This window comes from Citrobacter sp. Igbk 14, from assembly GCF_028069825.1.
Lineage (GTDB): Bacteria > Pseudomonadota > Gammaproteobacteria > Enterobacterales > Enterobacteriaceae > Citrobacter.
On record NZ_JANEWM010000032.1, the window covers coordinates 12,284 to 28,701 of the forward strand.

Genomic DNA, 16,418 nt, shown 5'->3' on the forward strand with positions numbered 1-16,418 from the left:
CGCATATGTCCGTTGCTGTAAAAATGAATGACCCGAGTACGTCGGGTGTTAATGCTGCCACTGGCAACAGTTCGCTGACAGGGAGCAACGCGGCTGATCTGCAAAGCAGCTTTTTGACGCTTCTGGTTGCGCAGTTAAAAAACCAGGACCCGACCAACCCGCTGCAAAACAATGAGTTGACTACCCAGTTAGCGCAAATCAGTACCGTAAGCGGCATTGAAAAATTGAATACCACGCTGGGATCGATCTCCGGACAGATCGATAGCAGCCAGTCGTTGCAGGCCAGTACTCTGATTGGTCATGGCGTCATGATCCCGGGGACCACCATTCTGACCGGTAAAGGTGCGGAAGAAGGGGCAACGACGACCACGACACCGTTTGGCGTTGAGCTGCAGCAACCGGCAGATAAGGTTACCGCAACCATTACCGATAAAGACGGCAAGGTGGTACGCACCATCGATATTGGCGGGTTGAAAGCGGGTGTGCATACCTTTACCTGGGACGGCACGATGACGGACGGCACGGATGCACCGAGCGGTTCGTATAACGTCTCGATTGCGGCCAGTAATGGCGGAACGCAGCTTGTGGCGCAGCCTCTACAGTTTGCGCTGGTGCAGGGTGTTATCCGCAGTAACGGCGGTAACACGCTGGATCTGGGCACCTATGGAACCACCACCCTCGACGAAGTACGGCAGATAATCTAAGCCTTCACACTTATCAGGAGTAAGTCATGGCCTTTTCACAAGCGGTCAGCGGTCTGAACGCTGCAGCGACCAACCTCGATGTCATTGGTAACAACATCGCCAACTCCGCCACCTACGGTTTTAAATCCGGTACGGCATCCTTTGCCGATATGTTCGCCGGTTCTAAAGTGGGTCTGGGCGTTAAAGTTGCGGGTATTACCCAGGACTTTACCGATGGCACCACGACCAACACCGGACGTGGGCTGGATGTGGCTATCAGCCAGAACGGTTTTTTCCGTATGGTTGACAGCAATGGTTCCGTTTTCTTCAGCCGTAACGGTCAGTTCAAACTCGATGAAAACCGCAACATCGTCAATATGCAGGGTTTACAGCTGACGGGCTACCCGGCCACCGGTACGCCGCCGACCGTTCAGCAGGGCGCGAACCCGGCACCGATCACCATTCCCAACACGCTGATGGCGGCAAAAGCCACCACCACCGCGTCGATGCAGATCAACCTGAACTCCACTGACAAAGAACCAAAGAATAAGACATTTAGCCCAAGTGATGCGGATTCGTACAACAAAAAAGGTACAGTGACCGTTTTTGATAGCCAGGGTAACGCCCATGACATGAATATTTTTTATGTCAAAAATGCGCAAAGCAACACTTGGGAAGTCTTCACGCAAGATGCTTCTACCGGAGATCCTGCGAAACCTGCAGGATTTATGCGCTTTGACGATAATGGAGCGTTTATAGGTATTAGTACTACCGCCAATGAGGCGGTACCGGGTGCTACACAAACACCATGGCCAAAGTCTATCAATATTGATACCGGTACGATCAATGGCGCGGTCCCGGCTGGCTTCTCGCTGAGCTTCCTTAACTCCATGCAGCAGAACACCGGTGCAAATAACATTGTTGCCACGAATCAGGACGGCTACAAACCAGGCGATCTGGTGAGCTACCAGATTAACAATGACGGTACCGTAGTCGGTAACTACTCGAACGAACAGAAACAGCTTCTGGGACAGATCGTGCTGGCAAACTTTGCCAACAACGAAGGTCTGGCGTCTCAGGGTGATAACGTCTGGGCGGCAACTCAGGCCTCCGGTGTGGCGCTGCTGGGTACCGCGGGTACGGGTAACTTCGGCAAGCTGACCAACGGTGCGTTGGAAGCCTCTAACGTGGATTTGAGTAAAGAACTGGTGAATATGATTGTCGCTCAGCGTAACTATCAGTCGAATGCGCAGACTATCAAAACCCAGGATCAGATCCTTAACACACTGGTCAACCTGCGCTAAGCGCCTGACGGGATGGCTTAATGGATCACGCAATATATACCGCCATGGGCGCGGCCAGTCAGACGCTGAATCAACAAGCGGTGACGGCCAGCAACCTGGCAAATGCCTCGACACCGGGTTTTCGTGCTCAGCTCAACGCGCTGCGTGCGGTTCCCGTAGAAGGGCTTTCACTGCCGACGCGTACGCTGGTGGTTGCTTCCACGCCTGGGGCCGATATGACGCCAGGCCAGATGGATTATACCTCCCGCCCGCTGGATGTGGCCTTGCAGCAGGATGGCTGGTTGGCTGTGCAGACCGCTGATGGCAGCGAAGGATACACCCGCAATGGCGCTATTCAGGTGAGTCCAACCGGTGAGCTGACTATTCAGGGACATCCGGTGATCGGCGAAGCGGGGCCGATAGCGGTACCGGAAGGGTCGGAAGTGACTATCGCCGCTGACGGAACGATTTCGGCGCTCAACCCAGGCGATCCCGCAAATACGGTGGCGCCAGTAGGACGTCTGAAGCTGGTTAAAGCGACGGGAAGTGAAGTGCAACGTGGTGATGACGGGATGTTCCGTCTGAATGCGGCAGCGCAGGCTACCCGCGGGCCGACACTGCAAGCCGACCCCAGCATCCGCGTGATGTCGGGCGTACTGGAAGGCAGTAACGTCAAACCCGTTGCGGCGATGAGCGATATGATTGCCAGCGCTCGCCGCTTCGAAATGCAGATGAAGATTATCAGTAGCGTGGATGATAACGCGGGCCGCGCCAACCAACTGCTGTCGATGAGTTAATACAGGACATTTTATGATCAATTCATTATGGATCGCCAAAACCGGCCTGGACGCGCAGCAAACCAACATGGATGTGATTGCCAACAACCTGGCAAACGTCAGTACGAATGGTTTTAAACGCCAGCGTGCGGTGTTTGAAGATCTGCTGTACCAGACAATTCGTCAACCGGGAGCTCAGTCTTCTGAACAGACAACACTGCCGTCTGGTTTGCAGATTGGTACCGGTGTGCGTCCGGTTGCGACCGAACGTTTGCACAGCCAGGGTAATCTGTCACAGACCAATAACAGTAAAGATGTGGCGATTAAAGGCCAGGGCTTTTTCCAGGTCATGTTACCGGATGGGACGTCAGCTTATACACGTGATGGCTCTTTCCAGGTGGATCAGAACGGTCAGTTGGTCACGGCGGGTGGTTTTCAGGTACAGCCTGCAATCACTATCCCGGCTAACTCGCTGAGTATCACCATTGGACGAGACGGTATTGTCAGTGTGACTCAGCAGGGCCAGGCTGCGCCTGTTCAGGTGGGACAACTCAACCTGACGACCTTCATGAATGATACTGGCCTGGAAAGTATTGGTGAGAATTTGTACACCGAAACGCAATCGTCCGGTGCACCGAACGAAAGCACGCCAGGGTTGAACGGCGCGGGCCTGTTGTACCAGGGTTATGTGGAAACCTCTAATGTCAACGTGGCGGAAGAACTGGTCAACATGATCCAGGTTCAACGTGCTTATGAAATCAACAGTAAAGCGGTATCGACCACCGATCAGATGCTGCAGAAACTGACGCAACTCTAAAGTGACGTCCGGTGGGGTGAAAGCCTCACCGGCGCACTGATTTTGAAGATGAAGGCAATGCGAAAATACGCGCTTCACCCATACCCGATTTTGGCCCTGCTGGTGGTTTCACTGACAGGATGTGCCTGGATACCGGCCACTCCGCTCGTGCAGGGCGCGACGACTGCCCAGCCCGTTCCAGGCCCTACGCCGGTGGCGAATGGATCAATATTTCAGTCTGCGCAGCCGATTAATTATGGCTACCAGCCGTTATTTGAAGACCGCCGTCCGCGCAATATTGGCGATACGCTGACTATCGTATTGCAGGAAAACGTCAGTGCGAGCAAAAGCTCCTCGGCGAATGCCAGTCGTGATGGCAAAACTAACTTTGGTTTTGACACGGTACCCCGTTACCTGCAGGGGCTGTTTGGCAACGAGCGTGCCGACGTAGAGGCTTCTGGCGGCAACTCGTTTAACGGTAAAGGCGGCGCGAACGCCAGAAACACCTTCAGTGGTACGTTGACCGTGACGGTTGATCAGGTACTGGTGAATGGCAATTTACATGTCGTGGGTGAAAAACAGATCGCCATTAACCAGGGCACTGAATTCATTCGCTTCTCTGGAGTTGTTAACCCGCGCACCATTAGCGGCAGCAACTCTGTACCGTCAACGCAGGTTGCGGATGCGCGTATTGAATATGTCGGTAACGGCTATATCAACGAGGCGCAGAATATGGGCTGGTTGCAGCGTTTCTTCCTTAATTTATCGCCGATGTAAGCGAGGTATCCAGTGTTTAAAACTCTTGTTGGAATGGTACTGGTCCTGGCTACCACCTTTGCGCATGCCGATCGCATTCGTGATCTGACCAGTGTTCAGGGGGTGCGTGAAAACTCGCTGATAGGCTACGGGCTGGTGGTGGGGCTGGACGGTACGGGTGACCAGACTACCCAGACACCGTTTACCACGCAAACGCTGAATAACATGCTTTCTCAGTTGGGGATCACCGTGCCGACGGGCACCAATATGCAGTTGAAAAACGTGGCGGCGGTGATGGTGACTGCGTCATTCCCGGCGTTTGGCCGTCAGGGACAAACCATCGATGTGGTGGTCTCTTCAATGGGGAACGCCAAAAGCCTGCGTGGCGGGACGTTGCTGATGACGCCGCTGAAAGGGGTTGATAGCCAGGTATATGCGTTGGCGCAGGGGAATATTCTGGTCGGTGGTGCAGGTGCCGCAGCGGGTGGAAGTAGTGTCCAGGTGAACCAGCTCAATGGTGGACGTATCACCAACGGTGCCATTATTGAACGTGAGTTACCCACCCAGTTTGGTGGTGGTAATACCATTAATCTGCAGCTGAATAATGAAGATTTCACCATGGCACAGCAGATAACCGACACCATTAACCGTTCTCGCGGATTTGGCAGTGCGACTGCGCTGGATGCACGCACGATTCAGGTACGCGTCCCGAGTGGTAATAGCTCGCAGGTACGTTTCCTCGCGGATATCCAGAATATGGAAGTGAACGTCACACCGCAGGACGCGAAGGTGATTATTAACTCCCGTACGGGATCGGTGGTAATGAACCGTGAAGTGACGCTGGATAGTTGCGCTGTAGCACAAGGCAACCTGTCGATTACGGTTAACCGCCAGGCGAATGTCAGCCAGCCGGATACACCGTTTGGTGGTGGACAAACCGTGGTGACGCCACAAACGCAGATTGATCTGCGCCAGAGCGGTGGTTCGTTGCAGAGCGTTCGTTCCAGTGCCAACCTGAACAACGTCGTACGAGCATTGAATGCGCTGGGGGCAACACCGATGGATCTGATGTCTATCCTGCAGTCCATGCAAAGTGCAGGTTGTCTGCGCGCCAAACTGGAAATCATCTAATGATTGGTGATAGCAAACTGCTGACCAGCGCAGCCTGGGATGCACAATCACTGAACGAACTGAAAGCGAAAGCGGGTCAGGACCCGGCGGCCAATATCCGCCCGGTCGCCCGCCAGGTTGAAGGGATGTTCGTGCAGATGATGTTGAAAAGCATGCGCGAGGCGCTACCCAAAGACGGTGTGTTTAGCAGCGACTCCACGCGTTTATACACCAGCATGTATGACCAACAGATCGCCCAGCAGATGACGGCAGGAAAAGGACTGGGACTGGCAGAAATGATGGTCAAGCAGATGACGCAAGGACAGGGGCAACCTGCGGATGATGCGCCGCAGGTGCCGATGAAGTTCTCGCTGGAAACGGTGACCAGCTATCAAAATCAGACGCTGACGCAACTGGTGCGTAAAGCGATGCCCAGAACTACAGAAAGCAGTGATGAACCGCTGTCGGGTGACAGCAAAGACTTCCTCGCTCAACTTTCGTTGCCTGCAAAACTGGCCAGTCAACAGAGTGGGGTTCCTCATCATCTGATTCTGGCGCAGGCTGCGCTGGAGTCCGGGTGGGGGCAACGACAAATTCGACGAGAGAACGGCGAGCCGAGCTTTAACATTTTTGGGGTAAAAGCCTCGGGAAGCTGGAAAGGGCCGACCACTGAAATCACCACCACCGAATACGAAAACGGTGAGGCGAAAAAAGTGAAAGCGAAATTCCGTGTTTATAGCTCCTATCTTGAAGCACTGTCGGATTATGTCGGTCTGATATCTCGAAATCCGCGTTACGCCGCGGTGACCGGTGCTGCGACCGCTGAGCAGGGTGCCCAGGCATTGCAGAATGCCGGTTACGCCACTGACCCTAACTATGCGCGTAAATTAACTAGCATGATCCAGCAGCTAAAATCGATGAGCGAAAAGGTGAGTAAAACCTACAGCACGAATCTCGATAATCTCTTTTAAATAGCTCAAGTCTGCTGACCTGCTGCCGATAATACCGAGTATTGAAGGATTACAAGGAACCTCCATGTCCAGCTTGATTAATAACGCGATGAGTGGACTCAGCGCAGCGCAGGCCGCGTTGAACACTGCCAGTAATAACATCTCCAGCTATAACGTTGCCGGATATACCCGACAAACGACAATTATGGCGCAAGCGAACAGCACGCTGGGTGCGGGGGGCTGGGTCGGCAATGGTGTTTATGTTTCTGGCGTACAGCGTGAGTATGACTCATTTATCACTAATCAGTTACGTGCGGCGCAGAACCAGAGCAGCGGTCTGACGACACGTTATGAGCAAATGTCAAAAATCGACAACCTGCTCGCCAGCAAAACCAGTTCGATCTCAACGTCGATGCAGGGCTTTTTTACCAGCCTGCAGACGTTGGTGAGTAACGCAGAAGATCCGGCGGCACGTCAGGCACTTATCGGTAAAGCTGATGGCTTAGTCAATCAGTTCAGAACGACGGACCAATATCTGCGCGATCAGGATAAGCAGGTCAATATTGCGATTAAAGCCAGCGTCGATCAAATCAACAACTATTCGAAGCAAATTGCCAGCCTTAACGACCAAATCTCCCGTTTGACGGGCGTTGGCGCGGGTGCATCACCTAACGATCTGCTCGATCAGCGCGATCAACTGGTGAGTGAGCTGAACAAGATTGTCGGCGTGGAAGTCAGTATTCAGGACGGCGGCACCTATAACGTGACCATGGCGAATGGCTATTCGCTGGTGCAAGGCAGCAATGCTCGCCAACTGGCCGCTGTACCTTCCAGCGATGATCCCTCTCGCACGACTGTCGCTTATGTTGACGGTGTGGCCGGAGAAGTTGCCATCCCGGAAAAGCTGATCACGACCGGTTCGCTGGGCGGGCTGTTGACGTTCCGTTCGCAGGAACTCGACCAGACGCGTAATACCCTTGGTCAGTTGGCTCTCGCTTTTGCTGATGCGTTTAACACGCAGCACAAAGAAGGTTTTGATGCCAACGGCGACCCGGGCAAAAACTTTTTCGATATTGGTGGCCCGGCAGTCCTTAGCAATACGAAGAATAAAGGGACCGGTGCGCTTGATGTAAAAATGACGGATAGCTCGTCGGTACAAGCCACAGACTATAAAATTACGTTTGATGGTACTGACTGGCAGGTGACCCGTCTGGCTGACAATACCAGCTTTAAGCCGACGGTCACTGGCGGAAAAATGTCGTTTGATGGGCTGGAAATCACCGTCAAAAATGGTGCGGTGGCAAATGACAGCTTTACGGTGAAACCCGTGGGGGACGCCATTATTAATATGAAAGTGGCGGTGACCGATGAGTCGAAAATCGCCATGGCTGAAGTGTCCAAAAATGACGCTGATCCCAATGTTGATAAAGGAAAAAGCGATAACCGTAACGGCCAGAAACTGCTGGATCTGCAAACCAAGGCAACCATCGGGAATAAAACCTTTAACGATGCTTACGCTACGCTGGTGAGCGATGTCGGCAACAAAACGGCGACCTTAAAAACCAGCAGCACCACGCAAAACAATGTGGTCACGCAGCTTTCAAATCAGCAACAGTCTATTTCCGGGGTTAACCTCGACGAAGAGTACGGGAATTTGCAGCGTTATCAGCAGTATTACCTGGCCAACGCTCAGGTGCTGCAAACGGCGAATTCGCTCTTTGATGCACTGCTGAATATTCGCTAAGGGAGAGGAACTCAATGCGTATCAGTACTCAGATGATGTACCAGCAGAACATGCGCGGCATCACCAACTCTCAGGCTGAATGGATGAAATTTGGCGAGCAGATGTCAACGGGGAAACGCGTGAACAACCCGTCTGACGATCCGATTGCCGCATCACAGGCCGTGGTCCTTTCGCAGGCTCAGGCGCAGAACACGCAATATACGCTGGCACGCTCGTTTGCAACGCAAAAAGTCTCGCTGGAAGAGAACGTATTGAGTCAGGTGACGACGGCAATTCAGGCTGCGCAGGAAAAAATTGTTTATGCCGGGAACGGAACGTTAAGCGATGACGACCGTGCATCGCTGGCCACCGATCTGCAGGGGATCCGCGATCAGCTGATGAACCTGGCAAATAGTACCGATGGTAATGGTCGCTATATTTTCGGTGGATATAAAACTGAATCGGCACCGTTTGCCCAGGCAGATGGCGCTTACAGTGGCGGTACAACAAACGTTACCCAACAGGTCGATGCCTCGCGCACTATGGTTATTGGTCATACTGGGGATAAGGTGTTTGCCAACGTCACCAGCAATGCCGTGCCGGAACCGGGTGGCGGTACTCAGGAAAAGAACCTGTTTAAAATGCTGGATACTGCTATTGATGCGCTCAAAACCCCTATTGAGGGTGATGACGTGGCAAAAGCTACCGCCGCTGCTGCCATTGATAAAACCAACCGTGGTTTAAAGAATTCACTCAATAATGTTTTGAGCGTCCGTGCAGAACTAGGTACGCAGCTTAGTGAATTAAGCTCGCTTGATTCACTGGGTGCCGATCGCGCATTAGGCCAAACCCAGCAGATGAGCAATCTGGTTGACGTTGACTGGAATGCGGCGATTTCTTCGTATGTTATGCAGCAGGCTGCGCTACAGGCATCGTATAAAACGTTTACCGATATGCAGGGAATGTCACTGTTCCAGCTCAACCGGTAACGACCCTTTTTGAAACATATCATGAAACTGGATATGTTTGTCTGCCCGCTCCACATACACCCCGGAGCGGGCATTTTTTTAGGCTGCAGTTGTCTGGCTAACAGGCAATTTACCGGTCAGTCTAATTACCAGTGCAACAACACCGCAGAAAGTGGCCAGCGTCACCACGCCTTCCCAGTTTGCCAGCGCATAGACCTGACTTCCGAGTACGGAACCCAGCGCCATGCCGATAAACACCATGGTAAATAGCAACGCATTCAGACGACCTCTTGCCTGAGGCTCCAGGCTATAAACCAGGTTTTGGTGGGCGACCAGGCTGGATTGCAGCCCGAGATCAAAGCCTATCGCCGACAGGGCAATCAGCAGCCACTGCCCCTGTACTGGCAGGGCTGGAAGCAAGAACATAAGTGCAAAAGAAAGCGTGACTAACAGCGCACCCAACTGTGTTACCCGTCCGGCACCTACTTTATCTGCCAGATGACCTGCCATAGGGGCTGCCAGCGCTCCGGCTGCCCCTGCAATACCAAATGCTCCCGCCATCGCGCTGCCCATGTGGTAATGTTCAGAGAGCATAACCGCCAGTGTTGACCAGAAGGCACTGAAGGCAACAGACAGGAAGCCCTGTGCCCACGCCGCCCGGCGCAGTGGAGGATAACGTCGCCACAGTTGCGCCATGGACAGCATTAATGCCGGATAACTCAGCGTGGAATGGACCGTAAAGCGGGGCAGCATTTTCCACATCAGCACGGTAATCACGGCAATACTGACGGCGGCAAGTTGATACATTTCCCGCCAGCCATAGGCTTCACCTACCAGCCCGCTGATGGTCCGTGAGAGTAAGATCCCCAGTAGAAGACCGGTCATGACGGTACCCACCGTTTTTCCCTGTTTGCCTTCAGGCGCCAGGATGGCTGCGGCCGGCACGATATCCTGAGCCATGGTCGCTGCCATTCCCATCATTAAGCTAACCAGCAGTAGCGAATGTAGCTGCCCGGTAAAACTGCAGGCCAACAGCAGTGCGGCAAGAGAGACGCTTTTTAGCAGGATTAATGTCCGGCGGTCATAACGGTCGCCCAACGGCAACAAAAATAAAATGCCCAGCGCGTATCCTGCCTGGGTGAGCGTTGGCACCAGACCCATGCCGGTGATGCTTAAGGCCAGGTCCTGGCCCATTAATGGTAAAAGAGGCTGGGCATAATAGATTGCTGCAACGCTGAACCCAGCGCCCAGTGCCAGAACAAAAATAACCCAACGGGAAAGTGCGGTGTGTGTGTTCACAAATGATTCCTCAATCACGGGATGTGCGGCTATTTTTATCCTTCAACCGGTGGCACGGTAGCGAGCGCAGTGGTAAAACAGTTATACGCTACACGTATGAATAATGACTAAATGATAAAAACTGAACGTATAGATAGGGTGGAGTTGATGCGCACGTTTGTGCGCATCGTTGAGGCTGGTTCGCTTTCAGCGGCGGCAAAGCAAATGGGCACCACTCAGGCAACCGTCAGTCGACGACTGCAATCCCTTGAGACGCTGTTGGGCGTTAAGCTGATTATGCGTACCACCCATGCAATGAAACTGACTGATGATGGTGAACGGGGGTATCAGCACGCCAAACACATTATCGACGCCTGGCTGGCGCTGGAGGACGGGTTGAACGTCACGGAGGATGAGCCAGTGGGGACGTTGCGGGTTCGGGCACCGCATGCGTTCGGCCAACAGCAACTCCTTGAACCGCTTCTGCAATTTCTTTCCCGCTATCCACAGTTATCCGTTGAGTGGATGCTGAATGATAAGACCGTTGATTTTCTCAGCGACAATATCGACTGCGCTATCCGGGTTGGGGCTGAGGTCGATCCGGCAACGGTTTCGGTATTGTTAGCTGAAGTCCCGCGAAGTATGGTGGCAAGTCCCGAGCTTCTCGCGCAATTTGGGATTTTGACTCACCCTGAACAGTTATCGGCGCTGCCCTGGATCGCGGTAAATACATTTTATCAGCACAACGTGTCGTTACTTCACCACAGGCGTAAAGAAGCTATCACGCTGAATATTTCTCCCAGATTAAGTACCGACAGTATTTACGTCGCCAGAAATGCTGCACTTGCGGGGCTGGGGATTACCCTTGTCTCAAGCTGGATGGTTGAAGACGATATCGCCTGTGGAAGATTGATTACGCTATTACCTGACTGGCATGCGGCGTCATTGCCTGTGCATTTGGTTTATCCCTGGGCTCGTTATTACCCAACCCGCTTGCGCAAATTTCTGGCATTAATGAAAGAGGTTATGCCACAGGTAACGGGGATGAGGGGCGTTCACGACGTATAAAAAAAGCCGACCCAGAGGTCGGCTTTTTCATTGCTTATGATTTACTCAACAGGCTGCGGGCGTGTTGCTGGCGCGGTTGCCTGATGGCTGGCACTGTGTCCGCCTGCCGCACCTTTACCCTCAAAGGCAAAAGCAGGACGCTGCCAGTCGCTATGACGCGGCGCTTCTGGTACATATTCCGGTGCTGGTGCACGAGTCATCGGCGCGGTCGCATGGCTGTGAAGATGTTCCGCATCAGCGCTGGTTGCGATAACTTCAGCCTTAACGACTGCGGCTTCAACGACAGGCGTTGTAACAACTTCTTTCGGCGCTGCAACTTCTTCAACAACTGGCACGGTTTCAACAACAGGCGCTGATTCCACAACTTCTGCAGTCTCTGCAACCACTTCTGGCTGAGAAATAATAACTTCTTCCGCAGGCGCCTCGACAACCGGCGCAATCACGGCTTCAGAGACAGGTTCGGCTTTCGCAGCGGTCTCCTCGGCAACGGGTGCGTCAGACTCAGCGATAATTTGCGGTTGTTCCTCAACCGGAGTAGCTATAACTTCCGGATGCGTGGTTTCAACCTGTGCGGTTTCAACAACTGCGGCCTGAGGTTCAACAATGGTCACCTCTGGCTTAGCGGCTTCAACTGGCGCAGGGGCGTCCGCAATGTGCTCAACGACAGCAGCAGCGATCTGAGGCTCTACCGCCACAGATGCGTTTTGTTCCAGCTCCAGTTTCTGCTCGCGCTGTTCTTCAACCTGCATGTCCTGAGTACGGGCAACAGGGTAGCTAATCCAGACTTTGCCGGATGCTAATTCAGGAGAAGCACAGGCAACTGTTAACGGCATCGGCGACTGAACCGGATAACGTTCGTCACGATAGCGACGACGACGCTGCCCGCTTACGCGCAGATGGCGAGGAGAACGACGCGAGCGACGAGGCATACCGTTGGTATCACGTGCTTCGTTGTTGTCTTCCTGCTCTGGTGCAACGACTGCAGGTAAATCGACTTTAGCCAGTTCGGTACGTTGTGCCGGTGCGGACTGTTCAACTGGTTGAGCAATGACGGTTTCAGCAACCATGACTGCAGTGGCCACTTCGGCTTCAACCGGCGCGCTGTCGGTGAATCGAACTTTCTGATTCAACTGACGCTGTTTACGACGAGTCTGCGGCTGACGCACGCGTTCTTCCTGCTCGGAATCCTGTGCAGGCTGTTCAGCCAGGTTCAGCTCTTTAACTTCCTGCTGCGCCTGACGCTTATCATCGTTGCGACGGCGGTTGCGCTCGCGACGTGGAGCCTGCTGCTCGTCGCCGGATTTCGCTTTATCTGCAACATCGCTGGATTGCTGGCGGTTGTCACGCGTTTCAGCATTCTGCTGTTGCGCCTGACGACGGTTACGACGATTTTCATCGCGGTTTTCGCCATTTTCAGAACGTTCGTTGCGGTTGTCACGATCGCCACGGTTGTCGCGGTTATCACGGCGTTCGTTGCGGTCGCGACGATTGTTTTGGCGCGGCTTACGACGATCCTGCTGGCGTTCAGTCTTTTCTTCGGCTTTCGGTGCAGGTTGTTCCACTGGTTTCACTTCTTCGCTGCCACTAAAGATAGACTTCAGCGCGCCGAAGAAACGGCTAATCAAACCAGGCTGTGCGGCTGTTGCGGCAGTTGTTGCGGCAACTTTTGGCGCAACGGAAGGTTTAGCAACAGGTTCTTGTAGCGCCGGGGCAGGCGGAACATCAGGCATCGCGAACGTTGCAAGTGCCGGTTGCTCAGGTTGCTTACGCTCGACGTATTCTTCTTCCGTCGGTAATGCCATCGCTTCTTCGTGCAGTTTCGGCAGCAGATAGCTCAGGGTTGGCGTCTCTTCCCCTTTGCGTACACGCAGTACGGAATAGTGCGGCGTTTCCATCTGATCGTTTGGCACGATCACACAGCGCACACCATTCTGACGCGTCTCAATGGCATTGACTGCAGTACGTTTTTCGTTGAGCAGATAAGACGCAATGGGTACCGGGACGATCGCGTGAACTTCCTGGGTATTCTCTTTCAGCGCTTCTTCTTCGATCAGACGCAGAATGGAGAGCGACAGCGATTCGTTGTCACGCACGGTACCGGTGCCGGAGCAACGCGGGCAGACGTGGTGACTGGATTCACCCAGAGACGGGCTCAGACGCTGACGGGACATTTCCAGCAGACCGAAGCGAGAAATATGGCTGATCTGAATACGCGCTCTATCCTGGCGAACGGCTTCACGCAGACGGTTTTCTACCGCACGCTGGTGGCGAACCGGGGTCATATCGATAAAGTCGATGACGATCAGGCCACCAAGGTCACGCAGACGAAGTTGGCGCGCAATTTCATCGGCAGCTTCGAGGTTGGTGTTAAACGCCGTTTCTTCAATATCACCGCCGCGGGTTGCGCGTGCGGAGTTGATATCGATAGCAGTCAGCGCTTCAGTGCTGTCGATAACGATTGACCCGCCGGAAGGCAGACGCACTTCACGTTGGAAGGCAGATTCAATCTGGGATTCAATTTGGTAGTGGCTGAATAGCGGGATTTCGCCAGTGTACAGTTTGATTTTGCTGCTGAAATCCGGACGCCCCAGCGCAGCGATGTGCTGACGCGCCATCTCCATCACTTTCGGGTTATCGATAAGGATTTCACCAATATCCTGACGTAAATAGTCACGGAAAGCACGAACGATGACGTTGCTTTCCTGGTGGATCAGGAACGGAGCAGGGCGGCTTTCAGCCGCTTTTTGAATGGCTTCCCAGTGTTTCAGACGGAAGCTCAGGTCCCACTGTAGTGCTTCGGCGGATTTGCCAACACCCGCGGTACGTACGATAAGCCCCATGCCATCAGGCAGTTCAAGGCTTGCCAGCGCTTCTTTTAATTCGGTACGATCGTCGCCTTCAATGCGACGAGAGATGCCGCCCGCACGCGGGTTGTTTGGCATCAAAACGAGATAGCTGCCTGCCAGACTGATAAAGGTTGTCAGTGCTGCGCCTTTATTTCCGCGCTCTTCTTTATCTATCTGAACGATAACTTCCTGACCTTCACGCAACACATCTTTAATGTTGGGACGGCCATGGGAACTGTAGTTTGCAGGAAAATATTCGCGGGCAATTTCTTTTAACGGGAGGAAACCGTGACGTTCAGCGCCGTAATCAACGAAAGCAGCTTCCAGACTCGGTTCAATACGGGTAATTTTACCTTTATAGATGTTGGCTTTTTTCTGCTCGTGTCCAGGACTTTCGATATCCAGATCGTACAGACGTTGCCCATCTACAAGGGCGACACGCAACTCTTCCTGCTGAGTCGCGTTAATTAACATTCTTTTCATCGTAACTTACTCATTATTCTTACATTGACGACTAAGCTGCGGGCAGAGAAATGCCTTTCCGGGTGTGAACCGATGGCCTCGTGTCTATTCGCGTCGCCAACCTCACGGTTATCGTCAGCTCAAAGAGGCGCAGAGTGTCGGTTGCCTGTATTTCATACGGAAACACAGCGCAATTATCAGGGGAACAGTCTGGGTATTACTCTCCAGAGAAGCTTCCATTGTGCTTGTCGTCTTTCACGCTGTTGGTGCGTTGGCTTCATCTTCTCACCCCAGCTACTTACGGGAGTAAGCTGCTGGGAATTCCAGACTTGCCGCCTTCCTACAACGCGAAATCCATAGAGCACTTACCGGTAAGGACTGCAACCCGCAGCCCGCTAACTGCCTGAAAGATCAATACGTCTTACGCCATTGCTGCGTTGATGATCGGTCGGGCAAAATTGGGTCATTCCGGAAAAGTTCTTGTTTTAACAAGATTCAACACGGAAACAAGCTCATTATTCCACTGCTAACCTTGTTATAGCAAGATGACTTTTGCCATTTATCACCCGGTTACTCACAGTTTTTACACTTCCGCCTGGTGATTGCTTTAATAACCACCAAATCGGTTATGTCAAACTTAAGTAATAGGGTATAGCAGTTAATATAAGCATAGAAAAATGTGTGGCGCGAATCTTGATGGCTATTTAAAATCGGCCCCCATGAAAACAGAGACTCCAGCCGTAAAAATAGTTGCCATTACTGCCGATGAAGCAGGGCAACGCATCGACAACTTTTTGCGCACCCAGCTCAAAGGCGTGCCGAAAAGTATGATTTATCGCATTTTGCGTAAAGGCGAAGTGCGGGTGAATAAAAAACGCATCAAACCCGAGTACAAACTTGAAGACGGGGATATTGTGCGTATTCCACCTGTGCGTGTCGCTGAGCGTGAAGAAGAAGCGATTTCTCCGAATTTGCAGAAGGTCGCTGCGCTGACTGATGTCATTTTGTATGAAGATGACCATATTCTGGTGCTTAACAAACCTTCTGGCACTGCCGTTCATGGTGGCAGCGGATTAAGCTTTGGGGTGATCGAAGGTTTACGCGCCTTACGTCCGGAAGCGCGTTTCCTTGAACTGGTGCATCGTCTGGACCGTGATACCTCCGGTGTGTTGCTGGTCGCCAAAAAGCGCTCGGCGCTGCGTTCACTGCATGAACAATTGCGTGAAAAAGGGATGCAAAAAGACTACCTGGCGCTGGTGAGGGGTCAGTGGCAATCGCATGTCAAAACTGTGCAGGCACCTTTGTTAAAGAACATTCTGCAAAGCGGTGAGCGTATCGTGCGGGTGAATCAGGAAGGGAAACCGTCGGAAACCCGTTTTAAAGTGGAAGAACGCTATGCGTTTGCCACGCTGGTACGCTGTAGCCCGGTAACCGGTCGTACTCACCAGATCCGTGTTCATACGCAATTTGCCGGGCATCCGATTGCTTTTGATGACCGCTATGGTGACCGTGAGTTTGATAAGCAACTGGCGGGTACGGGGTTGAACCGGCTGTTCCTGCATGCTGCTGCGTTGAAGTTTACTCATCCCGGTACGGGCGAGATTATGCGTATTGAAGCGCCGATGGATAATCAGCTGAAACGCTGTCTTGAGGTATTGCGCAGTAAAGCCTGATACGCGTTGCTTATCAGGCCTACAATCGCGCAATGCGCCGTAGGCC

Annotated in this window: 13 protein-coding genes; 11 read left to right on the plus strand and 2 right to left on the minus strand. The window is 52.9% G+C overall.

Annotated elements, in window-relative coordinates; translation table 11 throughout:
- Positions 1-5: 5 nt before the first annotated feature.
- From flgD to flgL, 9 genes are all read left to right on the plus strand, one after another.
- The gene (flgD, locus tag NNN64_RS13765; RefSeq protein ID WP_271441729.1) at positions 6-704 is read left to right on the plus strand and encodes a flagellar hook assembly protein FlgD; all 699 of its coding nucleotides are present in this window, start codon (positions 6-8) and stop codon (positions 702-704) included.
- A gap of 26 nt (positions 705-730) precedes the next feature.
- A complete protein-coding gene (gene flgE / locus NNN64_RS13770) occupies positions 731-1,987 on the plus strand; it encodes a flagellar hook protein FlgE (RefSeq protein ID WP_271441730.1) in 1,257 nt (418 codons plus the stop codon).
- A 20-nt stretch (positions 1,988-2,007) separates the two neighbouring features.
- The gene (locus NNN64_RS13775; RefSeq protein WP_045441661.1) at positions 2,008-2,763 is read left to right on the plus strand and encodes a flagellar basal body rod protein FlgF; all 756 of its coding nucleotides are present in this window, start codon (positions 2,008-2,010) and stop codon (positions 2,761-2,763) included.
- 13 nt (positions 2,764-2,776) lie between these two features.
- Positions 2,777-3,559 (plus strand): flagellar basal-body rod protein FlgG, encoded by a 783-nt coding sequence (flgG, locus tag NNN64_RS13780; protein ID WP_005129045.1) that lies wholly within the window; start codon positions 2,777-2,779, stop codon positions 3,557-3,559.
- 57 nt (positions 3,560-3,616) lie between these two features.
- Entirely contained in the window at positions 3,617-4,315 is a 699-nt protein-coding gene (gene flgH / locus NNN64_RS13785; protein ID WP_003836756.1) for a flagellar basal body L-ring protein FlgH, read from the plus strand.
- A gap of 33 nt (positions 4,316-4,348) precedes the next feature.
- On the plus strand, positions 4,349-5,425 hold the full coding sequence (locus tag NNN64_RS13790; RefSeq protein WP_137383046.1) for a flagellar basal body P-ring protein FlgI: 1,077 nt from the start codon (positions 4,349-4,351) through the stop codon (positions 5,423-5,425).
- Entirely contained in the window at positions 5,425-6,375 is a 951-nt protein-coding gene (gene flgJ / locus NNN64_RS13795; protein ID WP_271441731.1) for a flagellar assembly peptidoglycan hydrolase FlgJ, read from the plus strand. Before NNN64_RS13790 ends, flgJ begins: the two co-directional genes overlap by 1 nt.
- A gap of 64 nt (positions 6,376-6,439) precedes the next feature.
- On the plus strand, positions 6,440-8,098 hold the full coding sequence (gene flgK / locus NNN64_RS13800) for a flagellar hook-associated protein FlgK (protein WP_271441732.1): 1,659 nt from the start codon (positions 6,440-6,442) through the stop codon (positions 8,096-8,098).
- 14 nt (positions 8,099-8,112) lie between these two features.
- Positions 8,113-9,066: a flagellar hook-associated protein FlgL gene (gene flgL, locus NNN64_RS13805; protein ID WP_271441733.1), complete on the plus strand. Its 954-nt coding sequence runs from the start codon at positions 8,113-8,115 to the stop codon at positions 9,064-9,066.
- A 78-nt stretch (positions 9,067-9,144) separates the two neighbouring features.
- On the opposite strand, the gene NNN64_RS13810 is transcribed toward flgL, so the two are convergent.
- On the minus strand, positions 9,145-10,344 hold the full coding sequence (locus NNN64_RS13810) for an MFS transporter (RefSeq protein ID WP_271441734.1): 1,200 nt from the start codon (positions 10,342-10,344) through the stop codon (positions 9,145-9,147).
- Between the two features lie 111 nt (positions 10,345-10,455).
- Between NNN64_RS13810 and NNN64_RS13815 the strand changes: the two genes are divergently transcribed.
- Positions 10,456-11,391 carry a LysR family transcriptional regulator gene (locus NNN64_RS13815; RefSeq protein ID WP_271441735.1) on the plus strand — a complete coding sequence of 312 codons (936 nt, stop codon included), beginning with the start codon at positions 10,456-10,458 and terminating at the stop codon, positions 11,389-11,391.
- Positions 11,392-11,432: 41 nt separating this feature from the next.
- Here the strand turns inward: NNN64_RS13815 and rne are convergent, their stop codons facing one another.
- Positions 11,433-14,720 carry a ribonuclease E gene (gene rne, locus NNN64_RS13820; RefSeq protein WP_271441736.1) on the minus strand — a complete coding sequence of 1,096 codons (3,288 nt, stop codon included), beginning with the start codon at positions 14,718-14,720 and terminating at the stop codon, positions 11,433-11,435.
- A gap of 698 nt (positions 14,721-15,418) precedes the next feature.
- Here rne and rluC point away from each other — a divergent pair.
- Complete coding sequence (rluC, locus tag NNN64_RS13825) at positions 15,419-16,372, plus strand: 23S rRNA pseudouridine(955/2504/2580) synthase RluC (protein ID WP_271441737.1); 954 nt, start codon at positions 15,419-15,421, stop codon at positions 16,370-16,372.
- Positions 16,373-16,418 lie beyond the last annotated feature (46 nt).

Coding starts and splice junctions, on each gene's coding strand:
- flgD (WP_271441729.1), top strand. CDS start 6: ATGTCCGTTGCTGTAAAAATGAATGACCCGAGTACGTCGGGTGTTAAT.
- flgE (WP_271441730.1), top strand. CDS start 731: ATGGCCTTTTCACAAGCGGTCAGCGGTCTGAACGCTGCAGCGACCAAC.
- NNN64_RS13775 (WP_045441661.1), top strand. CDS start 2,008: ATGGATCACGCAATATATACCGCCATGGGCGCGGCCAGTCAGACGCTG.
- flgG (WP_005129045.1), top strand. CDS start 2,777: ATGATCAATTCATTATGGATCGCCAAAACCGGCCTGGACGCGCAGCAA.
- flgH (WP_003836756.1), top strand. CDS start 3,617: ATGCGAAAATACGCGCTTCACCCATACCCGATTTTGGCCCTGCTGGTG.
- NNN64_RS13790 (WP_137383046.1), top strand. CDS start 4,349: ATGGTACTGGTCCTGGCTACCACCTTTGCGCATGCCGATCGCATTCGT.
- flgJ (WP_271441731.1), top strand. CDS start 5,425: ATGATTGGTGATAGCAAACTGCTGACCAGCGCAGCCTGGGATGCACAA.
- flgK (WP_271441732.1), top strand. CDS start 6,440: ATGTCCAGCTTGATTAATAACGCGATGAGTGGACTCAGCGCAGCGCAG.
- flgL (WP_271441733.1), top strand. CDS start 8,113: ATGCGTATCAGTACTCAGATGATGTACCAGCAGAACATGCGCGGCATC.
- NNN64_RS13815 (WP_271441735.1), top strand. CDS start 10,456: ATGATAAAAACTGAACGTATAGATAGGGTGGAGTTGATGCGCACGTTT.
- rne (WP_271441736.1), bottom strand. CDS start 14,720: ATGAAAAGAATGTTAATTAACGCGACTCAGCAGGAAGAGTTGCGTGTC.
- rluC (WP_271441737.1), top strand. CDS start 15,419: ATGAAAACAGAGACTCCAGCCGTAAAAATAGTTGCCATTACTGCCGAT.